Genomic DNA, 21,985 nt, shown 5'->3' on the forward strand with positions numbered 1-21,985 from the left:
GCGTTGGCTTGCGTGGCGTGTCGTCATGCCTCGAACAGCGCGGCGCCGATGTACGAACCCGGTTGCGCGCCCGGCGGGCACGCGAAGATCGCGCTGCCGACGTGCGTGGTGAACTGGTTCATGATGTCCAGCTTCGCGAGCTTCTCGTTGATCGGAATGAAGCCCTTGCGCGGGTCGCGCTGGTGCGCGACGAACATCAGCCCCGCGTCGTACTCGGTCTGCTGGCGCCACGGCGGCCAGCGCTCGATGTAGAAGTTCGTGCTGTCGTTGTACGAGTACGCGCGGCGCAGGATCTGCGCGCCGTTGTTCAACTGCGGCGACGCGAGACGCGCGTGCGCGTTGTCGGGGATCACCGGGTTGCCGTCCTTGTCGGCCGCGTCGAGATCGAGCGCCTCGAACTCGTGCTTCTGGCCGAGCGGCGCGCCGCTGTACTTGTGACGTCCGACCACCTGCTCCTGGAAGCCGAGCTCCGTGTTGTCCCAGTGCTCGAGCGTGATGCGGATCCGGCGCACGACCGTGTAGGTGCCGCCGTTCATCCATGCCGGGCCTTCGCTGCCGGCCCATACGAATTCATCCATCGCGGCGGGGTCGGACATCGGCGGATTCATCGTGCCGTCCTTGAAGCCCATCAGGTTGCGCGGCGTCTCGCCGGGCTTGCCCGACGTGAAGCCGGCCTGGCCCCAGCGCATCTGCGCGGCTTTCGCGCCGAGGCGCACGAGCTGGCGCACCGCGTGGAACGCGACCTGCGCGTCGTCCGCACACGCCTGGATGAACAGGTCGCCGCCGGTCTTTTCCGGCAGCAACTGGTCGCCGTTGAAGCGCGGCAGGTCGACGAGCGCGGCGGGCCGATGCTTCGCGAGGCCGTAGCGGTCCTTGCCCGCCAGCGCGAACATGCCGGGGCCGAAGCCGAACGTGATCGTCAGGCGCGCGGGGCCGAGGCCGAGCGCGTCGCCCCCGTCCGCCGGCGCGACCTCGTCGTCGCTGTCCGTCGCGGCGAGCGGCTGTGCGGTATCACCGCGCGCCATCCGCGCGGCGGCGTCGGTCCAGGTCTTCAGCAGCGCGATGACATCCGCGCGCTGGGCCGTCGTCAGGTCGAGCGCCGCGAAATACGCGTGGCGTTGCTGCGGCGTCGTGATGCCGCTCTGGTGCTTGCCGTAGAACGGCTCGACGCCGTCATGCGTGGAAGCGGGCGCGGGTTCGGCGGCGGGCGCACCCGCGGCCTGCGCGGCCGGGATCGACGCCGCGGCGAGGCCGGCGGCCACCGCGGCGCTGCCCGCCTTCAGGAAGCCGCGCCGCGCGGGGCGTGGTGGCTGGTTGGAATCGTCTGCCATGATGGGCTCCCTTACTTCGCGAGCAGCAGCGTGTTGACGTCGTCCGCGACGTAGTAGAAGCCGTCGCCTTCAGGCGTCATGGCGATGCCGAACAGGTTGCCGTTTCCGGGGGGCGATTGCGCCTTGTCGGTATTGATCCAGCGCGCGTAGATCTGCTTGCCGGCGACCGGATCGATCTCGACGACCTGGCCGTTCTGCGCGTTGGTCGCGAGCAGGTGGCCGTTCGGCGCCGTCGCGAGTGCGAGCGGGCGGCGCAGGAAGCCGTCGGCGGTGACTTGACGGCCGACGCCCGCGCTGGTGTCGCGCGTGAGCGGGTCGTCGATCTCGACGATGCGGTTGCCGATCGCGTCCGACACGTACAGCTTCTTCTGGTCGCCCGACAGCGCGAGGCCGGTCGGGCCGACCAGGAACACGCCCTTGTCGGCCTGCGCGCCGAGGCCGCTCGCGACGACCGTTTCCTGCTTGATCACGGGCGGCTTGCCGGCCGGCACGTCGAGGTCGAGACGCAGTACCGTCGCCTGCTTGTAGACGGGCGGAGTGCCGTCCGCGCCGCCGACGCCGAAGCCGGCCATGCTGACGAACAGCGTCGCGCTGTCGCCGCGGTCGACCACGGCCATGTTGCCCCACGGGTCGTTGATGTTCGGGGTCGACCACGTCGACGCGATCTTGCCTTGCGGATCGAGCACGATCAGGCAGCCGGCGCCCTTGGTGTTGGTCGTGCCGTCGTTGCTCGGCGTGCTGCCGACGATCACCCAGCCGGATTTCAGCATCGTCATCGCCGTCGACAGGCCGACGCCGCCCGGGCAGGCCTTCAGATCGCGCGGAATCGACGCGAACAGGCTCAGCTGCTTCGTCGACGGGCGGTAGTCGACGATCGTGCTGCCGGTGCCCTGCAGGTTCGCCGCGTTGTTGAAGTTGTCGACGAGCACGTCGCCCGCCTGGATCGTGCCGGCCGACACCGGCGCGACCGCGATCGCGTACGGGTTCTGGTCGCCGTTGTCCGGCACCGTGTTGACGAGCGTGGTGTGGCGATGCACGGTCTCGAGGAAACCTTGCGGCTCGGCGAGTGCGCCGGCGGCGGCCGTCAGCGCGGCTGCGGCCAGTGCGCCCGTCGCGAGACGGCGAAGCGGGGCGGATGGATTCATGTGGGGCTCCTGGGGAGCGCGCCGTCCGGGCGGCGCGCGAAAATGGTCGGCGTGGGCGCGTCGCTCAGAACGTGATCGTCGTCCGCGCGCCGAGCACGAACGTGTTGCGCAGCGGCTGGGTCGCGTCGCTCGGGTTCTGGCCGGCGCCGGCATTGAACGTGTACTGCGCATCGGCCTGGACGATCCACCACGGGTTGACCTGGTACTGGTAGGTCGCCTCGAGCGTCGTCTCGCGCGTGCGCACGCCGTACGGGCCGGTCGCGAACGTCCGCGCGCTCTGGTCGAGGTCGGTCACGTGGTTGCCGACCTGGATGTACGTGACGCCGAGGCCGACGCTGTCGTTGTCGCGGCCTGCGAACGGCGCCTTCAGCACGATCCCCGCGTTGGCGGAGAAGCTCACCAGGTTGCGGTCGCCCGGCGCGCCCATCACGCGCGCAAACACGCCGAGGCTGCGCGGGCCGGTCGGGTCGGGGCGCCAGATCATCTGGTCGGCCACCGCGTAGAAGCTGTAGTTGCCGTGACGCTGCTGCGCGTCACCGTTCGACGCGGGATCCGCGAGCGACAGCCCGTCGGTGCCGACGTTCTGGTCCGCGAAGCGGCCGTTGTGATACCAGACGCCGATCTTGTAGGTACCCGGCAGCCCGTTCGAGCGGCCGGTGTCCATTTCGCCGTCGGACGGCTGATTCAGCGCGTACTGCAACTCGCCGATATAGAGCGCGCCGTTGTGCAGGTTGAAGTTGGTGCCGCTCAGGTTGCTCGGGTTGTTGCCGAGCGGATCGCCGTCGAACACGCCCGCGAGCGCGGTGAGTTTCGGCGTGATCTGCGCGCGTACGCGCACGCCGAGGCCCGCGAGCGGATACGCGGGGCCGCCGTTCGGCAGGTCGTAGGACGGCAGCGCGGGCCAGCCGAACATCGTGTTGACGAACGTGTTCGCATACGTGCTGACCATGAATTCCTGGTCCAGGCTCTGCTGGCCGATCTTCACGTCGACGCGCTTGTCGAGGAACGACTGCTGGTACCACAGCTCCCACAGGCGCGTCGTGCCCTGCGCCTCGATGCCGCTCGCGGTGTTGAGCGTGCCGAGGTTTCTCGTGCTGAGGTTGGTGCCGTGGATCTGCAGCGCGCTGACGTTGAACGTGCCGCCCGGCAGGCCGATCGCCTTCTGCGTGTCGACCGTCAGGGTGGCCGTCGTCAGCCCGTCGTAGGCGCCGCCGCGGTTCAGGCCGCCGCGCAGGTTCGCGAGGTACTCGCTGGTTTCGGTGATCTGCAGCGTCGCACCGTACTTGCCGAGCCACGGGCGGATGCCGCCCATGTCGCCGAGCAGGCTCTGGCGCGTCCAGATGCCGGTCCACATGTTGGTCGGCTTCGCCTGGATCGCCAGGTCGGCCTCAGGGGCTTCCGGTTGTGCGTCGACCGGCACGTCGGCGAACGCCGCGCCGCTCGCGAGCGATGCGCACGCGAGGATGGCCGCGCAGGCGGCGGGGCGCATCCGGGCACGGGCGCTGTCTCCCTGGAACGATGCAAACTTCATATCAAATCCCTGGTTCTAATTAGTGTGGAGTCCTGCTTGTCGGTCGCTGTCCGGACGCTCGGCACCGATCGGCCAGGGCATGAAGATGAACGCAACGCGGCGCATCGTAGGAGTGTCGAATGGGAATGTCAATGCAAACGAGAATGATTCGCATCTATATTACTGAATGTAATCCACCTCCTTACGGATGGGGCCTGACACGTGTTTAGTGCCGAGGTAAACCGTAAATATCGCTGTAATGAAAATGAATGCTTCGATGCGAATCGATGAATCCTCGGGGCGGGGCGCAGGCGGCAACCGGCGGGCGCCGGATGGCGTGTGCCGGCGGACGGAATCGACGCCGCTACGGAATTTATCGAGTGATGCCGCCGATCGCAGGAACTCCGTGCTTTCCCGGTGTCCAAACGGGGCTGGATGGGATTCCGGGGCCGCGCGGCCCCGCCGGCAAGGCCGGGTGGCGCTTGTCGGGGTTTGTTTTCAAAGGGTTTTTTGTCGGATCCACGTGCTTTTTGCGCCTCGTCCCCGCCCCGAAAATTCGTCCGGTTTCCCTTCTTGAATTTGTCAAAACCCGTCCATATAATTAGCACTCGCTGCACGAGAGTGCTAACAATTCTCTGCCGGGCGATAAGCCGGGCAGATTCCCTAAGCGTTCTTCAATCTCAGTCAAGAGAGGAGTGAATATGAACCTTCGTCCTTTGCACGATCGCGTGATCGTCAAGCGCCTGGATCAGGAAACCAAGACCGCCTCGGGCATCGTGATCCCCGACGCCGCTGCTGAAAAGCCGGACCAGGGCGAAGTCCTGGCCGTCGGCCCGGGCAAGCGCGACGACAAGGGCGCCCCGATCGCGCTCGACGTGAAGGTCGGCGATCGCGTCCTGTTCGGCAAGTACGCAGGCCAGACCGTGAAGGTCGACGGCAGCGAACTGCTGGTCATGCGCGAAGAAGACATCATGGCCGTGGTCAACGCCAAGTAAGCGTCCACCGACGGTACATATTCCCAAGAATTCAAGGAGTTAGAAGATGGCAGCTAAAGACGTCGTATTCGGCGATTCCGCCCGTTCGAAGATGGTCGAAGGCGTGAACATTCTCGCCAACGCAGTCAAGGTCACGCTGGGTCCGAAGGGCCGCAACGTGGTGCTCGAGCGCAGCTTCGGCGGCCCGACGGTCACCAAGGACGGTGTGTCGGTCGCGAAGGAAATCGAGCTGAAGGACAAGCTCCAGAACATGGGCGCGCAAATGGTCAAGGAAGTCGCTTCCAAGACCAGCGACAACGCAGGCGACGGCACGACGACGGCAACCGTCCTCGCGCAATCGATCGTTCGCGAAGGCATGAAGTACGTCGCATCGGGCATGAACCCGATGGACCTGAAGCGCGGCATCGACAAGGCAGTCGCAGCGGCTGTCGAAGAGCTGAAGAAGATCAGCAAGCCGTGCACGACCAACAAGGAAATCGCACAGGTCGGCTCGATCTCGGCGAACAGCGACACGTCGATCGGCGATCGCATCGCTGAAGCGATGGACAAGGTCGGCAAGGAAGGCGTCATCACCGTCGAAGACGGCAAGTCGCTGGCTGACGAACTCGACGTCGTCGAAGGCATGCAATTCGACCGCGGCTACCTGTCGCCGTACTTCATCAACAACCCGGAAAAGCAAGTCGCCGTCCTCGACAACCCGTTCGTGCTGCTGCACGACAAGAAGGTGTCGAACATCCGTGATCTGCTGCCGGTGCTCGAGCAAGTCGCGAAGGCTGGCCGTCCGCTGCTGATCATCGCTGAAGACATCGAAGGCGAAGCGCTCGCAACGCTGGTCGTCAACAACATCCGCGGCATCCTGAAGACCGTTGCGGTCAAGGCGCCGGGCTTCGGCGACCGTCGCAAGGCGATGCTGGAAGACATCGCGATCCTGACCGGCGGCCAGGTGATCGCGGAAGAAACCGGCCTGACGCTCGAGAAGGCAACGCTGGCAGAACTGGGCCAGGCGAAGCGCATCGAAGTGGGCAAGGAAAACACGACGATCATCGACGGCGCAGGCGAAGCCGTGAACATCGAAGCACGCGTGAAGCAAGTGCGCGCGCAAATCGAAGAAGCGACGTCGGACTACGACCGTGAAAAGCTGCAAGAGCGCGTGGCCAAGCTGGCTGGCGGTGTTGCAGTGATCAAGGTTGGTGCCGCGACCGAAGTCGAAATGAAGGAAAAGAAGGCACGTGTCGAAGACGCACTGCACGCAACGCGCGCAGCTGTGGAAGAAGGCATCGTGGCAGGTGGCGGCGTTGCGCTGATCCGCGCTCGCACCGCGATCGCAGGCCTGACCGGCGCTAACGCCGATCAAAACGCCGGCATCAAGATCGTGCTGCGCGCAATGGAAGAGCCGCTGCGCCAGATCGTCACGAACGGCGGCGAAGAAGCCAGCGTCGTGGTGGCGGCAGTTGCTGCAGGCCAGGGCAACTACGGCTACAACGCAGCGACGGGCGAGTACGTCGACATGGTCGAAGCCGGTGTTGTCGACCCGACCAAGGTCACGCGTACCGCACTGCAGAACGCAGCGTCGGTTGCAGGCCTGCTGCTGACGACGGACGCAGCTGTTGCTGAACTGCCGAAGGAAGATGCACCGATGCCGGGCGGCATGCCGGGCGGCATGGGCGGCATGGGCATGGACATGTAATCGACTTCGGTCGATGGTGTCCGGAGCGCGCAGCGATGCGCGTTCCAGCCAAAGAAAAAGACCCGCAGCGATGCGGGTCTTTTTTTATGGGCGCGTGGATTTCGATGCAGGCTGAAAGCGGGCGGCTGATACTCGATGTGAGCCCGTCCCCTGTGCTATTCGCGCGCGATGACCAACGCGTAGTAGGGTCGCTCCTTCACGACGAAACGGGGATTGGCGGAGAGCGTATTCACTGCCGGGGCGTAGCGTGCGCGAGCTTGGGCCAGCTCTGCCGATGACGGTGGCCATTGATGTGCATTCCATAGCAGGTCGACGTAGCTGATGACCACGGCGCGGGCGCTGCGATCCGCGAGGGTGCGTTCGATGTTGCCGGCGAGCGTCGTCGTGTCGGACACGAACAGTGTCGAGATGGATGCGGGCCAGTGCGCCTGGGCCAGCGCAACGTTCTTGTCGCCGCCGATGTTGTAGGTGCGTGTATTGGATGCAGCGGCCAGATAGGCGGCGAGAAAGTCGTTGCCCTGGGGGAAAAACGCGGTGATGCCATCCTTCGGGGCATCCTGCCGGAAGTCGGCGACGATCGACTGGTCGAGCTGCGCGAACTGATCGCGGAAGCGCAGCGGCGCATGCAGCAGCACCTGATGTTCGTAATGGCGGACTTCGGAATACGCGAGCCCTGATTCCGGATTCGGGAGGTTGGACGCCATCACCAGGCCCAACAGCCACCACGCGGCCTTGTTTCTGTCGCGACGCGACAACTCCGCGATCAGCAAGACGAACAATGCCCAGAATGCCAGAACGGTCAGGGCGGACCATCGATACGACGCGCGCATGTTCCTGAAGCCCGGTACGTGCGTGGACAGATAGGCCGTTCCGGTGGGCGCGACTGCATACTCGGGCGGCATCGTGGCCTGGAAGTTGCCTGCAGCCCGGTCGGCATCGGGCCGCACGGAATGGACTTTCAATGACGGCCCGAGCGCGAGGTACGTTGCAAGCATGCCAAGCACCAGCAGCGGAACGCCATGGGTCTTGTTGTTCGACAGCGCGAATCCGGCCAAGCCTGCCATGGCGATGGGGGCGATGAACGTCGTGACCCACACGGAGGCGTCGCCGAAGTAGGCCGAATCGCTTCTCGGGGTGCTGACGCGGAGTACATCCCATATCCCCAGCAGTCCTTGGGTTGGCCGTACGAGCATGGTGATGTCGACGCCGAAGCCGCGGAATACGGACAGCGGATCTGCGGTGAAGCTCTGCGTGCCGACGAATTGACGGTAAAGCACGAACGCGAGTCCGAAGCCCGCAGCATAAATCGGCATGCCGACGCCAAGCAGGCGTACCCTGCGGCCACTCGAGCGCTTGAGGCCGCCCGCATACTGGACGAGTGCGCCGAAGGCGAACATGACGAACGTATAACCGTCGGTAAAGACAGCTAGGCATGCGACTGCCACAAGGGCGAGCGCCGATATCGCGATCGTCCGTGTGCGTTGTGCGTCGATCGCTTCGCAAAGCCGGTGCGTCGTCCACAGATAAAGCGGCAACAGCGCGATCCCGATCGACAGCATCGAATAGCCGGAGTGCGCCCAAATGACCGGCATGGTCGCCCACACCACGGCCAACGCCAGCGCATATCGCGCAGGGGCGCCCAGAGCCGATGCATAGCGTTTCGAGCCCCACATCGCGAGCGCCAAGAACAGCAACGTGGTCGTGCTGTAGGCGTCGGCGGGGTTCAGCGGCGTGGCCGCAAGCACGGCGCTTTCCACCAGCGCGCCTGATAGGCCGAACGCAATCGGCGCGGGGGCGGGGAGGCCGAAATTGTGGGCGAAGATCGATGGCCAGCCGCTGTTCACGAAGGATTGGGCGAACGACGAAATCCACAATGCCTGACCGAGTGTCGGAAGGGCGATGAATGGCACGGCCCCGTAGATGACGGCGACAATCGATAGTGCGACTGCGAACGGCAGCGACTCGCGCACGGTTGATCCAAACGGACGCTGGCTTGTTGGAGTGGTACGCATATCCGGGTCAGTGCGGGGGCCTGGGCGCCAGGGCGGCGCCGACAAAGAACATCAAGTCGCCGGCTACCGTCACCAAGCGGCCGAGGACGATAGCGGTGATGAGGTCCGCTTGTCCGACGACACCATGCATCAGCCAGTACAGGACGGCTTCGCGAACGCCCACGCCCGCGGGTGCGCCGGGCGTGACAAGCCCGGCGAGCCAGGCAATGACGTAGGCACCGCATACGGGCAACCAGAATGCGGCACCGTGCGTGTCGATCTTCGCGTGCTGCATCGTGATCGCCAGCAGGGCGCTGAAGATCAGCCCGGACACGAGCAGAAACACTGCATACAGCGATACCGCCCGGGCAACGCAAAGGGACCAGCGGGCACGGATGCCCGACACGGCAATGGCAAGCACGCCCGCGAACGCAGCGATGGCGGTTGCCGTACCGATCGCCGTCCATTTGAGCGGTGCCGCCATCAGTGCAAACGGAAGGGCGGTCGACGCGATGACCGCGAGTTCCCATCCGATCGATTTGGCAACGGGCCATGCAGGCAGGCCTGCAGCGACGCAGATCGCTTGTCGGCCAGCGAGATGGAAAATGTTGCCCGGCGTATATTTGGCAAGCTGCGAGACGCCGTACGTCCTGATCGCCCAGAGGCGCGACGGCGTGACCCCTTGGTGGGTGAGCAACTGCCGCCAGGCGAGTGCAAGCAGCAGGCCGCAAGCCCCGTAACCGGCACTGAGTGTCGCTACGGCCCCCCAGGTAACGGCCGAGAAAGTGTCGAGCGAAAGCTGGTGGCTGTACTCGACAAGCTTCGTTCCGACGAAGATCGTGCCGAGTGCGCCCAGCGCGCTACCGGCGAGGTGTATCCAGCGCCGTTGCTGCTTGCCTAACTTCACTACCGTGCGGCGCTGTGAGGGCGGCAAAGCAACATCGTCCACGGCAACGGGGTGCGCACGCACAAGATGTCGAAGCGCGTGGAAACGAATTCGATGAATGCCCGTTTCGACCAGCGCTGTATGTGGCCGGGCGTGTTCCCGAGTGCGGAGATATATTTGCCTCGCGCGAGATTCATCGCGCTCCAGACCGGTTCGCGCGGAACGCTGAAAATCACGTGGCGAGCGCCGAGCGTCGCGATGTTGCGCAGCGCGACTTCCGGCTGCTCGAGATGTTCCAGGACTTCGCAACAGACGACGAGATCCGCTTGTATGTCCTGAGCACCGACCCGATAGACGTCCTGACGGGAGAAATGCGCCGGGTCGACGCACTGCGTCACGGCGTTCTCCTGTGCCAGCTCGATCACGCGAGCAGAAAAATCGCTTCCCGTGGCCTGAAGGCCCTGTTGTCGCCACCGCAGGACCCAGTAGCCCTCGCCACAGCCGATTTCATGGATCGACGACGGCGCTGCCTGCGTCACGAAATCGGTCAACGCGTCGTCGAATCCTCGCATGAGGCGCCGCACGATCGGATTCGTCGAGCCGTACTTGTCGTAGTTGTTGCCAACGACGATGCCCTGTTCGGCCATGCCGCCCGACATCTTCATCGAACGACCCCGAAGGCGCGCGTGGTTTCCTTCTCGACTGTGGCGACCTGGCTGCGGTCCGCTTGTGTCTGTTTGGCCGGGACAGCAGGATCCCGGTCCGTTTGCATCTGCTTGACCGCGAAACGTACGTCCTCGAGCAGCTTGCGGTTGGTGGACAGGAGGTCTGCAACGATGGCGATCAACAGCGTCTGGAATCCGGCGCCGACGAGGATCGATGCAAGGATGAGGGACTGGACGTGCCCGGTGCCGTTGCCGGTCGCCCAGAAGTAGACGAAGCGCAGTCCGGTCAGTACACCCGTGCCGAACAGGATCGCGCCGAGCGTGCCGAAAAACGCGGCGGGCCGATAGATGACGAAGATCCTGAAGATTGTCTGGGCCGATTGCATCACGTACGAGCGGATGCTTTTGACTAGGCGCGACGGCCGCAGGAACCCGTTGACGCGGATGGGCACCGAGACGATCGACATGTTGCGCTGGCCTGCCTGGATGATCGTCTCCAGGGTGTAGGTGTAATCGCTGAATACTGTCAGGCGTTGGGCGGCATGGCGGCTGTAGGCGCGGAAACCGCTCGTCGTATCGGGAATCTCGGTGCGGCTGACTGCACGAACTACCCAGCTACCGATTTTCTGCAGCGATTTTTTGATCGGCGAGAAATGATCGATTTCGTCGATCGGCCGTGACCCGACGACGATATCGGCTTCACCCGCATAAATAGGCCGAATGAGCGCTGGAATATCGGCTGCATTGTATTGGTTGTCGGCGTCGGTATTGACGATGACATCGGCGCCGCGTTTCAGGCAGGCTTCGAGTCCGGTCGTGAACGCGCGCGCGAGGCCCTGGTTGCGTGGATGTCGGACAATGTGGTCGACACCGGCGGCGCGCGCTACATCGACTGTCGAGTCGGTGCTACCGTCGTCGACGATCAACCATTCGACCCTATCAAAACCCGGCACTCGGCGAGGCAGTGCCGCCAGCGCAATCGGCAACGTCGCGGCCTCGTTGAAGCAGGGGATTTGAATAATTAATTTCATCGCCTGTGAGAGATAAATTCGCCCCCACGCCGCCGGATTTCAAATCTTGAAAAAAACGATATCGTGTTTGGCGAACGTCGATGAAATATAAATCAAAATGAAATGGCAAAAAATTACGACAAATTACTTTCCATGATCGATCGTGGGCGGCTAAACGCCGTGCCGACGGGATCGGAAGCACGCCGGTTCTTCGCGGTATTGTCAGTGCCGACGGGCGGATCGACCCGTTGGTCGATGTGGCGGTGCATACGGTATGTCTTTTCTATCGTAATCAAATGTTTCAAAAACTGCGGCCGAGCGGCGGGCGTCGCGTAGTCGGCAGCGCCGGGCAGAGAGGGAAGGAAGCAGGCGACACGTTGGATGCTGCGCTGCACCTGATGACGAAGGGCGTCGCGGATTGGAGGGGCGTTGATGCGAGCGCGCAGGCGCGGCCGGCGGATCTTCCGGTGTCGGAGCAGGGGCGCCGACGCACGAAGATCCGGCCGTTGGCTCAGTGTCGGGCAATTCTTGGCGCGCTTTTGCTGCTTTCCGTCGTCGGACGCAGCCGTTGCTGAACTGCCGAAGGAAGAGGCATCGATGCCGGGCGCATGGACATGGGCGTCGGTCGATGGTATCTGGAGCGCTCAGCGACGCGGGTCTTTTTTATGTGCGCGCGGATTTGGGCGTGTCAGCGGGGTGGCTGGAGAGGTTGCGCCCAAGCCGGCACAGCAGGTGCGACGGCGGGGTGCCCCGCCGCGTCCGCCTCAATGCCGGTGCGACGTCCGCGGCACCGGATCGGCTTTCACGGCCGGCGGTGTATCCGAGTCCTCGTTGCTGCGCGCCCAGAAGAACCGGTCGGGCAGGTACGCGCCCATGCCGGGCCGGAACGCGTCACGCACGGCCTGGTACAGGTATTCCTGCGCTTCGCGAACCGCTTCGGGCGGCTCCTGGCCGTTCGCGAGTAACGCCGCGATGGCCGCGCCCAGCGTGTCGGTGATGCCCATCAGCCGGTGCGGCGAGCGATCCCACATGTCCTCGCGGAGCTGGCCTTCCTCGCCGTACAGCGTGTTGACGAGCCGGTGCGAGCCCGTCTCGGACGACAGGATGTACTCGCAGCCCTGCGACAGCAGGTGCGAGACGGCCGCGTCGAGATTCGGCGCCTCGGCGTCGCCGTCCGGCTGCGCGAGCGCGATCAGCGTCGCGTAATCGGCGACCAGCAGCGTGGTTTGCGGCGCCAGCAGGTCGGCGATCGATTCGCGCAGGTCGTCGGCTGCGAGCACGTGCTCGTCGTCGAGCGTGAAGTCGGGCGCGAGCACGAGCGGCACGCCGTCGTAGTCGGCGACGACCTCGGCGATCGCGCTCACGACCTCCGCGCGCGTCGCCGCGCCGATCTTGAACGCGGCAACCGGCATGTCTTCGAGCAGCATGCGCGCCTGGGCGGCGACCACGTCGGGATCGAGGCCGGTCACTTCGTCGCAGGCGGCCGAGTCGCGCACGGTGTAGCCCGTCAGGACGGACACGCCGTGACAGCCCATGCTCGCCAGGGTCAACAGATCGGCTTGAATGCCAGAGCCGCCGGTGGGGTCGGACAGGCCAAAGGTGAGGACGATCGGAGGGGCGTTGCTGGACATGTAAAAATGGGGCAAGAGAAAAACGGGAAAGCGACGGGCATGCGGACGGCGAGGCGAAATGGGCGTTTTCGGCCCTGTGTTGCCCGGCAGGCCGCACTTTTCAGCCATTATGCGGCGGAATCCGGCCCGCACGACGGATTTTTTAGCGCAGCGCAACGTAGTCGCGTTACTCCAGCGCGATTGCTAGGCAGTCCGGCCCCGACACGGTACCATCATGGCTCCCGAATTTACCGACTTTCCCGACGCGGCTTAAGATGGAATACAAGAGCTGGATGTGCCTGATTTGTGGCTGGATTTACGACGAAGAAGCCGGGCTGCCGGAAGAGGGCATCGCTCCGGGCACGCGCTGGGAAGACGTCCCGATCAACTGGACGTGTCCGGAATGCGGCGCCCGCAAGGAAGACTTCGAGATGGTCCAGATCTGACCGGACCCTTGGCCCACGGACACACCGCTCAGGCCTCGCATCGACCCGGCGCTCATGCGTCGAGGCTCGCGCGAGCGACTTGACGATGACAGGCGCGCGTGTCCATGAGGCCAGAACCGGCGAACGTTCCCCACCCTGACGCACTGCCCAACCCGCGCGGCGGGGCCGTGCGCGCGGCCGACGCATGGCTTGCGGCGGCCGCCGACGCTTTCGAGCGTCGCGACGACGCAGCCGCACCGCTGTCCGCAGCGGCGGCCGTGCTGGCGGAAGCCGGCTGGCTGCCGGCCGCGCGTTTCGCGGGGCAGCTGTCGGCCGCCGTGCCGCTCGTCGCCGCCGAGCCGACCTCGGCCGGCTGGCGTGCCGCGCTGCGCGATTTCCGCGCGGCCGTCGCACGCCACAACCTGCGCGAGCTCGCCTGCTCGCCGGTTCTCTTCGAACATTTCCGTGCCTTGCGTGCGCAAAGCGCCGCCGACCTGCGCGCGCAGGCGCCGCTCGACGCGCTCGCGCTCGTCGGCCGCGCGGTGCCGCCCGCCACGTTGCGCGCGCTGCCCGACGCGTTCGCGACCCGGATTCGTGCCCGCTACGAGCAGGCGCTGCTCGGTGTGCTGCGTGCGGAACACGGCGCGCCCGATGCGTCACTCGACGAACTCGACGCGATGCTGGCCGCGCTCGCCGGCGACGATCCCTACGATTTCTGGCGGCTCGCGGCCGCGTGCGTGCGCGCACTGCGCGCCAGCGGCGCGCCCGAGCTGAAGCGCTTTCTCGCGCGCACGAACCTGCTGCTCGGCGAGCACGCGCAGGGCCGGCCCAGTGCGCCGCCCGAACTCGTGCGGGAGACGGTGGCGCTGCTGTGGCGCGATTTCGCGCTATTCGGCGCCGCGGCCGAGGATGTCGCGCTCGTCGACGTGCTGCACGACTACGGATTGACGGTCGACTGGCACGTCGCCGGCACGCCCGCGTCCGAAGCGCTGTGGGAGGCCGACGCCGCCCGGGCCGAGCACGACGCGGTTGCCGCCGCGCCGACTCGCGCACTCGGCGTCGTGACGGTCAATGCGCATGCCTATGAGGATTTCCTGCAGACGGCCGATGCGTCGATGGTCGACCTCGCGGCCGATCCGGCGAGAGCCGACGCGGGTGCCGCATGGCATGCGTCCGGCGCCGCTTACCGGGTCGGCACGGCCGCGTGCGCGCTCGGGCTCGGCCACGCGGCGCTCCTGGCCGACACGCTTGGTCTCGCGTGGCGGCGTGCGGCGCACGGCGTGCCGCTCGCCGACGGCGGCCTCGATGCGCACGGCCACGCGTCCGACATGCTGCGCGCGGCGCTGCTGAAGATTGCGGCCGGCGTTGCGCCGCCGGACCTCACGGCGGCGTCCGGCGCGCTCGGCGCGGCGCTCGGCCGGGCGTGACGAAGAAGGGGACGAACACGCGCCGGCGGCCCTTGCCGCGCGGGCCCGCAACACGCTGCCGACAGCGCCCGCGCGCGTGTTAGAGTGCCGTGTGATCCGTGCGCGCCGTTGCCAGCGCGGTGCGGCGTTGCTTGTTGATCGCGGCCCGGTCAGGCCGCGGCGTCTTTGCTAAAATTCAAACCATGTCAAAGCCTTCCGATCGCATCAATCTCACCAACCAGTTCCTGATCGCCATGCCGAACATGGCCGATCCGACGTTCTCGGGAACGGTGGTCTATCTTTGCGATCACAGCGAGCGCGGTGCGCTCGGCCTCGTCATCAATCGTCCTACCGACATCGACCTCGAATCGCTGTTCAACCGCATCGACCTGAAGCTCGACATCGAGCCGTTGCTGCACATCCCGGTGTACTTCGGCGGCCCGGTCCAGACCGAGCGCGGTTTCGTGCTGCACGAGCCGGTGGAGGGCGCGAGCTACAACTCGTCGATGTCCGTCGAGGGCGGGCTGGAGATGACCACGTCGAAGGACGTGCTCGAGGCGGTCGCGACGGGCACCGGCCCGAAACGCTTCCTGCTGACGCTCGGCCATGCGGGCTGGGGCGCAGGGCAGCTCGAGGAAGAAATTTCCCGCAACGGCTGGCTGACCGTGGCCGCCGATCCGCGCATCGTGTTCGACACGCCGGCCGAAGAGCGCTTCGAAGCCGCACTCGGCCTGCTCGGCGTCAGCTCGTCGATGCTGTCCGGCGAAGCAGGGCACGCATGAGTGGCGCGAGCGCGCGCGATGCGACGCTCCTCGCGTTCGACTACGGCGAAAAACGTATCGGCGTCGCGGTCGGCAATGCGCTGACGCGCTCGGCCCGTGCGCTCGTCGTGATCCAGAACCTGAACCGCGAACACCGCTTCAAGGCGGTCGGCGACCTGCTGGCCGAATGGCGGCCGGACGCGCTCGTCGTCGGCCTGCCGATGCATCCGGACGGCACGCCGCACGACATGACGCAGCAGGCGAAGCGCTTCGGCAACCAGCTGAACGGCCGCTTCGGGCTGCCCGTCACGTGGGTCGACGAGCGCTATTCGTCGGTCGAGGCCGAGGCCGGGCTGCGCGAGCGCAACGTGCGCGGCCGCGCACGGGCCGACATGCTCGATGCCGAGGCCGCGCGCGTCATCCTTCAACAGTATCTCGATCAATTGTCCGACCATGAGCACCATTGACGCCGAGGCGCTTTACCGCGTCCTGCTCGACCAGATCCGCGCCGCGTACGGCACGGCTTTCGCCGTACCGGGCGGCCCGCGGCTCGCCGGCATTCACAGCGGTGGCGCATGGCTTGCCGAGCGCCTCGCGCGCGATCTCGGCGCGCCGGCGTTCGGCGTCGTGAACGTCGCGCTGCACCGCGACGATTACGCGAAGAAGGGGCTGCACAGCCAGGCCAGCCCGACGTCGCTGCCGTTCGAGGTCGACGGCGCGCGCATCGTGCTCGTCGACGACGTGCTGTTTACCGGGCGCACCGTGCGCGCTGCACTCAACGAGCTGTTCGACTACGGCCGTCCGGCCGCGGTCGAGCTCGCGGTGCTCGCCGATCGCGGCGGCCGCGAGCTGCCGGTCGCCGCGCGCTTCGCGGGCGGCGCGCTCGACGTGCCGGCCGGCGCGACGCTCGTGCTCGCACGCGACGATGCGCAGTTCACGCTGCGCGTCGAGGCGCACGGCGCCTGAACGACACGCGAACCGTATCCCGGGCCGCTGGTTTGCACCGCGGCCCGTTTGCATAGTTGGAATCACGCACACCATGACCACCGACACCACTGGCCGCACCGGCAATCCCGCTGCGGCCGCGAGCCCCGACCGGTTCCGCTACGGCTTCCTGAAGGGCAACCCGCAGCTCACGAAAAACGGCGAGCTGAAGCACCTGCTGTCGATCGAGGGCCTGCCGCGCTCGATCGTCAACCACATCCTCGATACGGCCGAGCAGTTCGTCAGCGTGACGGACCGTGAAGTGAAGAAGGTGCCGCTGCTGCGCGGCAAGTCCGTGTTCAACCTGTTCTTCGAGAACTCGACGCGTACGCGCACGACCTTCGAGATTGCCGCGACGCGCCTGTCGGCCGACGTGCTGAACCTGAACATCAATGCGTCGTCGACGAGCAAGGGCGAATCGCTGCTCGACACGATCAACAACCTGTCGGCGATGCATGCCGACCTGTTCGTCGTGCGCCATGCGTCGAGCGGTGCACCGTACCTGATCGCCGAGCACTGCGCACCGCACGTGCACGTGATCAACGCCGGCGACGGCCGCCATGCGCACCCGACGCAGGGCCTGCTCGACATGTACACGATCCGTCACTACAAGCGCGACTTCACGAAGCTGCGCGTGGCGATCGTTGGCGACATCCTGCATTCGCGCGTCGCGCGCTCCGACATCCACGCGCTCACCACGCTCGGCGTGCCGGAAGTGCGCGCGATCGGCCCGCGCACGCTGCTGCCGGGCGGGCTCGAACAGATGGGCGTGAAGGTGTTCCACAACCTCGACGAAGGGCTGAAGGGCGTCGACGTGATCATCATGTTGCGCCTGCAGAACGAGCGGATGAGCGGCGCGCTGCTGCCGTCCGCGCAGGAATACTTCAAGACCTGGGGCCTGACGCCCGAGCGCCTCGCGCTCGCCGCGCCCGACGCGATCGTGATGCACCCCGGCCCGATGAACCGCGGCGTCGAGATCGATTCGCAGGTCGCCGATGGCCCGCAGTCGGTGATCCTCAACCAGGTCACGTTCGGCATCGCCGTGCGGATGGCGGTGATGGGCATCGTCGCCGGCAATAGCGACTGAGCCCGCTTTCGCGCCTCCTTATTCACGCAATCAACGCATTCACAGACAGCGCATGAAGATTCATATCAAAGGCGGCACGCTGATCGACCCGGTCGCCGGCACCGAGCAGCAGGCCGACGTATTCGTCGCGGACGGCAAGATCGCCGCGCTCGGCACGGCGGCGCCGGCCGGTTTCAACGCGGACAACACGATCGACGCGGCGGGCCTGATCGTCGCGCCCGGCCTCGTCGACCTGTGCGCGCGGCTGCGCGAGCCCGGCTACGAGCACAAGGCGACGCTCGCGTCCGAGATGGCCGCGGCCGTCGCGGGGGGCGTCACGACCCTCGTGTGCCCGCCGGATACCGACCCCGTGCTCGACGAGCCGGGCCTCGTCGAGATGCTCAAGTTCCGCGCGCGCAACCTGCACCAGGCGAACGTGCATCCGCTCGGCGCGCTGACGGTCGGCCTCAAGGGTGAGGTGATCACCGAGATGGTCGCGCTGACCGAGTCCGGCTGCGTCGGCTTCACGCACGCCAACGTGCCGGTGCGCGACACGCAGGTGCTGCTGCGTGCGTTGCAGTACGCGAGCACCTACGGCTACACCACGTGGCTGCGCCCGCAAGACGCCTTCATCGGCCGCGGTGGTGTCGCCGCGAGCGGTGCGCTGGCGTCGCGGCTCGGGCTGTCCGGCGTGCCGGTCGCGGCCGAGACGATCGCGCTGCACACGATCTTCGAACTGATGCGCGTGACGGGCGCACGCGTGCACCTCGCGCGGCTGTCGTCGGCGGCCGGCCTCGCGCTCGTGCGCGAGGCGAAGGCCGAGGGGCTGCCCGTGACCTGCGACGTCGGCGTGAATCACCTGCACCTGATCGACGTCGACATCGGCTACTTCGATTCGCAGTTCCGGCTCGATCCACCGCTGCGCAGCGAGCGCGATCGCGAAGCGATTCGCGTGGCGCTCGCCGACGGCACGATCGATGCGATCTGCTCCGACCATACGCCGGTCGACGACGACGAGAAGCTGCTGCCGTTCGGCGAAGCGACGCCGGGCGCGACCGGGCTCGAGCTGCTGCTGTCGCTGACGCTGAAGTGGGCCGACGAGACGCGTACGCCGCTCGCGCAGGCGCTGCGCCGCATCACGTCCGCGCCGGCGGACGTGCTGAAGCTGCCGGCTGGCCGCCTCACCGAAGGCGGCGCGGCCGACCTGTGCGTGTTCGACCCGCGCGCGCACTGGCGCGTCGAGCCGCGTGCGCTGAAGAGCCAGGGCCACAACTCGCCGTTCCTCGGCTACGAACTGCCGGCCACCGTGCGCGCGACGCTCGTGGCCGGGCAGGTCGCGTTCGAGCGCCACTGAACCACGCCGGACTATCGCCATGATTGCCATTCGCAAGCTGTGTCTCGTCTTTCACCTGTTGCGCGGCATGGCGATCGTCGCGCTGCGTTTTTCGCACGTCACGCCCGCGCGCCGCGCCGAGCTGATACGCCGCTGGTCGCTCAAGCTGCTGCGGATCTGCGGGATGCGCCTCGTCGTCCATAACGACAGCGCGCGGCTCGACGCGAGCGCGCTCGTGGTCGGCAATCACGTGTCGTGGCTCGATATCTACACGGTCAACGCGTGGCGGCCGACGCCGTTCGTGTCGAAGGCCGAGGTGCGGCAGTGGCCGGTGGTCGGCTGGCTCGCCGAGAAGCTCGACACCGTGTTCCTGCAGCGCGAGAAGCGCACCGAGGCGATGCGCGTCATGCACGAGATGGCCGAGCGCCTGCGCAACGGCGGGCTGATGTGCGTGTTTCCGGAAGGGACGACGACCGACGGGCAGGAACTGCTGCCGTTCCACGCGAACCTGTTCCAGGCCGCGGTATCGGCCGGCTGCGCGGTGCAGCCGATCTGCCTGATGTACGAGGACGCGCACGGGCGGCAATCTGTCGCGCCGGCCTACACGGGCGAACTGGCGCTTGGCACGTCGCTCGACATGGTGCTGCGCGGCGGCCCGCTCGTCGCGCACCTTTACGTGTGTGAACCGATCGCGCCGGGTGGCGACCGGCGGGCGACGTCCGCGGCGGCGCGCGATGCGATCGGGGCTGCGCTCGTGAAGCTGCAGGCGAACGTCGGCAAACCGACGGCCGAGTCGCTCGCGGAGCTGGCCAAACATGCCTATCCTGCGACCGAGGTTGGCGCCGGCGCGGCAGGGCATGAGGCGGCCGACGCACCGGTGCCGGGGCGCGAGGGTTGACGCGCTTCCCGGTCCCGCGAATCAGTCTGTAATCACTCGCCGCCCGACGCGCGGCACGCTTCGCACTGCACCTGCGTGACCGTGCGCTGCGCCGGATCGGCCGTCAGCCGGACGGCCGACAGCTGATTACCCCACACGCACCCCGAATCGAGCGCGACGACGTTCTCGCGCACCATCAGGCCGAGCGCGGCCCAGTGGCCGAACACGACCGTCACGTCCTCCGTGCGGCGCCCCGGTACGTCGAACCACGGCAGGTAGCCGGGCGGCGCGCTGTCGGGGCCGCCGTTCGCCTTGAATTCCATCGCACCGTCGGGCGTGCAGAAGCGCACGCGCGTGAACGCGTTGAACGCGACGCGCATCCGGTCGCGTTTTTTCAGGTTCGGACTCCACTGGTTCGGCTCGTTGCCGTACAGCTTCTGCAGCGTGTCGCGCCAGTCGGGCGCGCGCAGCGCGCGCTGGAGTTCGTCGGCGAGCTCGAGCACGAGCGTGGCATCCCACTGTGGCAGCACGCCCGCATGCACGAGCAGCATCCCGTTCTCCGCATGCACGAACGGGCGGTGGCGGACCCAGTCGAGCAGCGCATCGGCGTCGGGTGCGTCGAGGATCTCGCCGATGGTGTCGCCCGGGCGCTCGGTGCGCAGGCCGGCGGAGACCGCGAGCAGGTGCAGGTCGTGATTGCCGAGCACGACGGTCGCGCGCGGGCCGAGATCGACGAGTGCGCGCAGCGAGGCGAGGGAGTTCGGTCCGCGGTTGACGACGTCGCCGGCGATCCACAGCGGCGTGTCGGCGGGGGCTGAAAGCTTTTCGAGCAAAGACTGGAAAGCGGAATGACAGCCTTGGATGTCGCCGATGGCGATGGGGGGGTGGGTCATGAGAGGCAAGTTGTTACAAATCTTGGCGCGAGACGGAAAAAGGGATGGTTGCCGGAATGTGGCCCGGGCGTGTTTGTGGGATTTTAACGTATTGATTTGAATCGAAAATCTTAAGATTTTGCGGGTCTGGCACACTGTATCAAGTTGTTAGCGACGTGGCCTTTGGGCCGTGTCGCTTCTTATAATCGACCGCTTCGCAACAAAATTAGCATTTCATGACTTTGACGGTTACGGTCAGCAGTTAGAATGCCCGCCTTAGGGGCGCGCACGGTGACGTTGCCGCGTTCAGAATTCGTGGCGGCTCGGGCTTGAGGCCCGCCATGTATGACTAGAGGGGGCCTCATGATCCTGGTGACGGGCGGCGCGGGTTTTATCGGTGCCAATTTCGTAATCGACTGGCTGCGTCAATCCGACGAGGCCGTACTCAATGTCGATAAACTGACCTACGCAGGCAACCTTCGTACGCTTCAATCGCTGAACGGAAGCTCGAAGCACGTATTTGCCCGCGTCGACATCTGCGACCGTGCGGCGCTCGACGCGCTGCTTGCCGCGCATCGGCCGCGCGCGATTCTGCATTTCGCGGCGGAAAGCCATGTCGATCGCTCCATTCATGGTCCGGCCGAGTTCGTTCAGACCAACGTGGTCGGTACGTTTACGCTGCTCGAGGCCGCGCGTCATTACTGGAGCGCGTTGCCCGATGCGGAACGAGCGGCCTTCCGTTTCCTGCACGTGTCGACCGACGAAGTGTTCGGTTCGCTGTCCGCCACCGACCCGCAGTTCTCCGAAACGACACCCTATGCGCCCAACAGCCCGTACTCGGCGACGAAAGCGGGCTCCGATCACCTGGTGCGTGCCTATCATCATACGTACGGCCTGCCGACGCTCACGACGAATTGCTCGAACAACTATGGTCCGTATCAGTTCCCCGAAAAGCTCATTCCGCTGATGATCGCGAATGCACTCGCCGGGAAGCCGTTGCCCGTCTACGGCGATGGCCAGAACGTGCGCGACTGGTTGTACGTCGGCGATCACTGCAGCGCGATTCGCGAAGTGCTCGCGCGCGGCACACCCGGCGAGACCTACAACGTCGGCGGCTGGAACGAAATGACGAACCTCGACGTCGTGCATACGCTGTGTGATCTGCTCGACAACGCGCGACCCATGGCGCAAGGCTCGTATCGCGACCAGATCACGTACGTGAAGGATCGCCCGGGGCACGATCGCCGTTATGCGATCGACGCGCGCAAGCTGGAGCGTGAGCTGGGCTGGAAGCCGGCCGAGACGTTCGCGACCGGCCTCGCAAAGACCGTCGCCTGGTATCTCGAAAACCAGGCGTGGTCTGACGAGGTGGCTTCGGGCGAATACCGCAAGTGGGTCGAGACCAACTACGCAGAGCGCGTTTGACAGGAG

General features: G+C 66.1%; 21 protein-coding genes. 12 read left to right on the top strand and 9 right to left on the bottom strand.

The window, feature by feature from the left end:
• Positions 1–23: 23 nt before the first annotated feature.
• The 3 genes from efeB to CFB45_RS04245 form a co-directional block, all read right to left on the bottom strand.
• The gene (efeB, locus tag CFB45_RS04235) at positions 24–1,331 is read right to left on the bottom strand and encodes an iron uptake transporter deferrochelatase/peroxidase subunit (protein WP_089424648.1); all 1,308 of its coding nucleotides are present in this window, start codon (positions 1,329–1,331) and stop codon (positions 24–26) included.
• A gap of 11 nt (positions 1,332–1,342) precedes the next feature.
• Positions 1,343–2,476, bottom strand: coding sequence for a hypothetical protein (locus tag CFB45_RS04240; RefSeq protein ID WP_089424649.1), 1,134 nt, complete (start codon positions 2,474–2,476; stop codon positions 1,343–1,345).
• A 64-nt stretch (positions 2,477–2,540) separates the two neighbouring features.
• The gene (locus CFB45_RS04245; protein ID WP_089424650.1) at positions 2,541–4,007 is read right to left on the bottom strand and encodes a carbohydrate porin; all 1,467 of its coding nucleotides are present in this window, start codon (positions 4,005–4,007) and stop codon (positions 2,541–2,543) included.
• Positions 4,008–4,687: 680 nt separating this feature from the next.
• On the opposite strand from CFB45_RS04245, the gene groES reads away from it, so the two are divergent.
• Entirely contained in the window at positions 4,688–4,981 is a 294-nt protein-coding gene (groES, locus tag CFB45_RS04250) for a co-chaperone GroES (RefSeq protein ID WP_039361157.1), read from the top strand.
• A gap of 46 nt (positions 4,982–5,027) precedes the next feature.
• Complete coding sequence (gene groL / locus CFB45_RS04255) at positions 5,028–6,668, top strand: chaperonin GroEL (RefSeq protein ID WP_039361154.1); 1,641 nt, start codon at positions 5,028–5,030, stop codon at positions 6,666–6,668.
• Between the two features lie 155 nt (positions 6,669–6,823).
• Here groL and CFB45_RS04260 read toward each other — a convergent pair whose 3' ends face one another.
• Genes CFB45_RS04260 through CFB45_RS04275 form a run of 4 tightly spaced genes read right to left on the bottom strand, consistent with a single transcriptional unit; the run spans position 6,824 to position 11,241 of the window.
• Positions 6,824–8,638 carry a hypothetical protein gene (locus CFB45_RS04260; protein ID WP_089424651.1) on the bottom strand — a complete coding sequence of 605 codons (1,815 nt, stop codon included), beginning with the start codon at positions 8,636–8,638 and terminating at the stop codon, positions 6,824–6,826.
• A gap of 49 nt (positions 8,639–8,687) precedes the next feature.
• A complete protein-coding gene (locus CFB45_RS04265; RefSeq protein ID WP_179255039.1) occupies positions 8,688–9,608 on the bottom strand; it encodes a hypothetical protein in 921 nt (306 codons plus the stop codon).
• On the bottom strand, positions 9,566–10,210 hold the full coding sequence (locus CFB45_RS04270; RefSeq protein ID WP_089424653.1) for a class I SAM-dependent methyltransferase: 645 nt from the start codon (positions 10,208–10,210) through the stop codon (positions 9,566–9,568). The genes CFB45_RS04265 and CFB45_RS04270 overlap by 43 nt, the downstream gene beginning before the upstream one ends.
• On the bottom strand, positions 10,207–11,241 hold the full coding sequence (locus CFB45_RS04275) for a glycosyltransferase family 2 protein (protein WP_089424654.1): 1,035 nt from the start codon (positions 11,239–11,241) through the stop codon (positions 10,207–10,209). The genes CFB45_RS04270 and CFB45_RS04275 overlap by 4 nt, the downstream gene beginning before the upstream one ends.
• A 227-nt stretch (positions 11,242–11,468) precedes the next feature.
• Here CFB45_RS04275 and CFB45_RS04280 point away from each other — a divergent pair, with 227 nt between their 5' ends.
• Complete coding sequence (locus CFB45_RS04280; protein ID WP_144025162.1) at positions 11,469–11,795, top strand: hypothetical protein; 327 nt, start codon at positions 11,469–11,471, stop codon at positions 11,793–11,795.
• 189 nt (positions 11,796–11,984) lie between these two features.
• Here CFB45_RS04280 and CFB45_RS04285 read toward each other — a convergent pair whose 3' ends face one another.
• The gene (locus tag CFB45_RS04285) at positions 11,985–12,851 is read right to left on the bottom strand and encodes a hydroxymethylpyrimidine/phosphomethylpyrimidine kinase (RefSeq protein ID WP_089424656.1); all 867 of its coding nucleotides are present in this window, start codon (positions 12,849–12,851) and stop codon (positions 11,985–11,987) included.
• Positions 12,852–13,105: 254 nt separating this feature from the next.
• Between CFB45_RS04285 and CFB45_RS04290 the strand changes: the two genes are divergently transcribed.
• From CFB45_RS04290 to CFB45_RS04325, 8 genes are all read left to right on the top strand, one after another.
• Positions 13,106–13,276: a rubredoxin gene (locus CFB45_RS04290; RefSeq protein ID WP_004186709.1), complete on the top strand. Its 171-nt coding sequence runs from the start codon at positions 13,106–13,108 to the stop codon at positions 13,274–13,276.
• Positions 13,277–13,380: 104 nt separating this feature from the next.
• Positions 13,381–14,682, top strand: a complete 1,302-nt coding sequence (locus CFB45_RS04295) for a hypothetical protein (RefSeq protein WP_089424657.1) — start codon at positions 13,381–13,383, stop codon at positions 14,680–14,682.
• 182 nt (positions 14,683–14,864) lie between these two features.
• Positions 14,865–15,443, top strand: a complete 579-nt coding sequence (locus tag CFB45_RS04300) for a YqgE/AlgH family protein (RefSeq protein ID WP_011351143.1) — start codon at positions 14,865–14,867, stop codon at positions 15,441–15,443.
• Complete coding sequence (ruvX, locus tag CFB45_RS04305) at positions 15,440–15,889, top strand: Holliday junction resolvase RuvX (protein WP_046545056.1); 450 nt, start codon at positions 15,440–15,442, stop codon at positions 15,887–15,889. The genes CFB45_RS04300 and ruvX overlap by 4 nt, the downstream gene beginning before the upstream one ends.
• Positions 15,876–16,388 carry a bifunctional pyr operon transcriptional regulator/uracil phosphoribosyltransferase PyrR gene (pyrR, locus tag CFB45_RS04310; protein ID WP_089424658.1) on the top strand — a complete coding sequence of 171 codons (513 nt, stop codon included), beginning with the start codon at positions 15,876–15,878 and terminating at the stop codon, positions 16,386–16,388. Before ruvX ends, pyrR begins: the two co-directional genes overlap by 14 nt.
• Positions 16,389–16,461: 73 nt before the next feature.
• A complete protein-coding gene (locus tag CFB45_RS04315) occupies positions 16,462–17,493 on the top strand; it encodes an aspartate carbamoyltransferase catalytic subunit (RefSeq protein ID WP_006476735.1) in 1,032 nt (343 codons plus the stop codon).
• A 52-nt stretch (positions 17,494–17,545) separates the two neighbouring features.
• Positions 17,546–18,826: a dihydroorotase gene (locus CFB45_RS04320; RefSeq protein ID WP_089424659.1), complete on the top strand. Its 1,281-nt coding sequence runs from the start codon at positions 17,546–17,548 to the stop codon at positions 18,824–18,826.
• A 19-nt stretch (positions 18,827–18,845) separates the two neighbouring features.
• Entirely contained in the window at positions 18,846–19,703 is an 858-nt protein-coding gene (locus tag CFB45_RS04325) for a lysophospholipid acyltransferase family protein (RefSeq protein ID WP_089424660.1), read from the top strand.
• Between the two features lie 32 nt (positions 19,704–19,735).
• Here CFB45_RS04325 and CFB45_RS04330 read toward each other — a convergent pair whose 3' ends face one another.
• Positions 19,736–20,575, bottom strand: coding sequence for a symmetrical bis(5'-nucleosyl)-tetraphosphatase (locus CFB45_RS04330; protein ID WP_089424661.1), 840 nt, complete (start codon positions 20,573–20,575; stop codon positions 19,736–19,738).
• 342 nt (positions 20,576–20,917) lie between these two features.
• Between CFB45_RS04330 and rfbB the strand changes: the two genes are divergently transcribed.
• The gene (rfbB, locus tag CFB45_RS04335) at positions 20,918–21,979 is read left to right on the top strand and encodes a dTDP-glucose 4,6-dehydratase (protein WP_089424662.1); all 1,062 of its coding nucleotides are present in this window, start codon (positions 20,918–20,920) and stop codon (positions 21,977–21,979) included.
• The last annotated feature ends 6 nt before the right edge of the window (positions 21,980–21,985 follow it).

It is taken from the genome of Burkholderia sp. HI2500 (assembly GCF_002223055.1).
GTDB lineage: Bacteria > Pseudomonadota > Gammaproteobacteria > Burkholderiales > Burkholderiaceae > Burkholderia.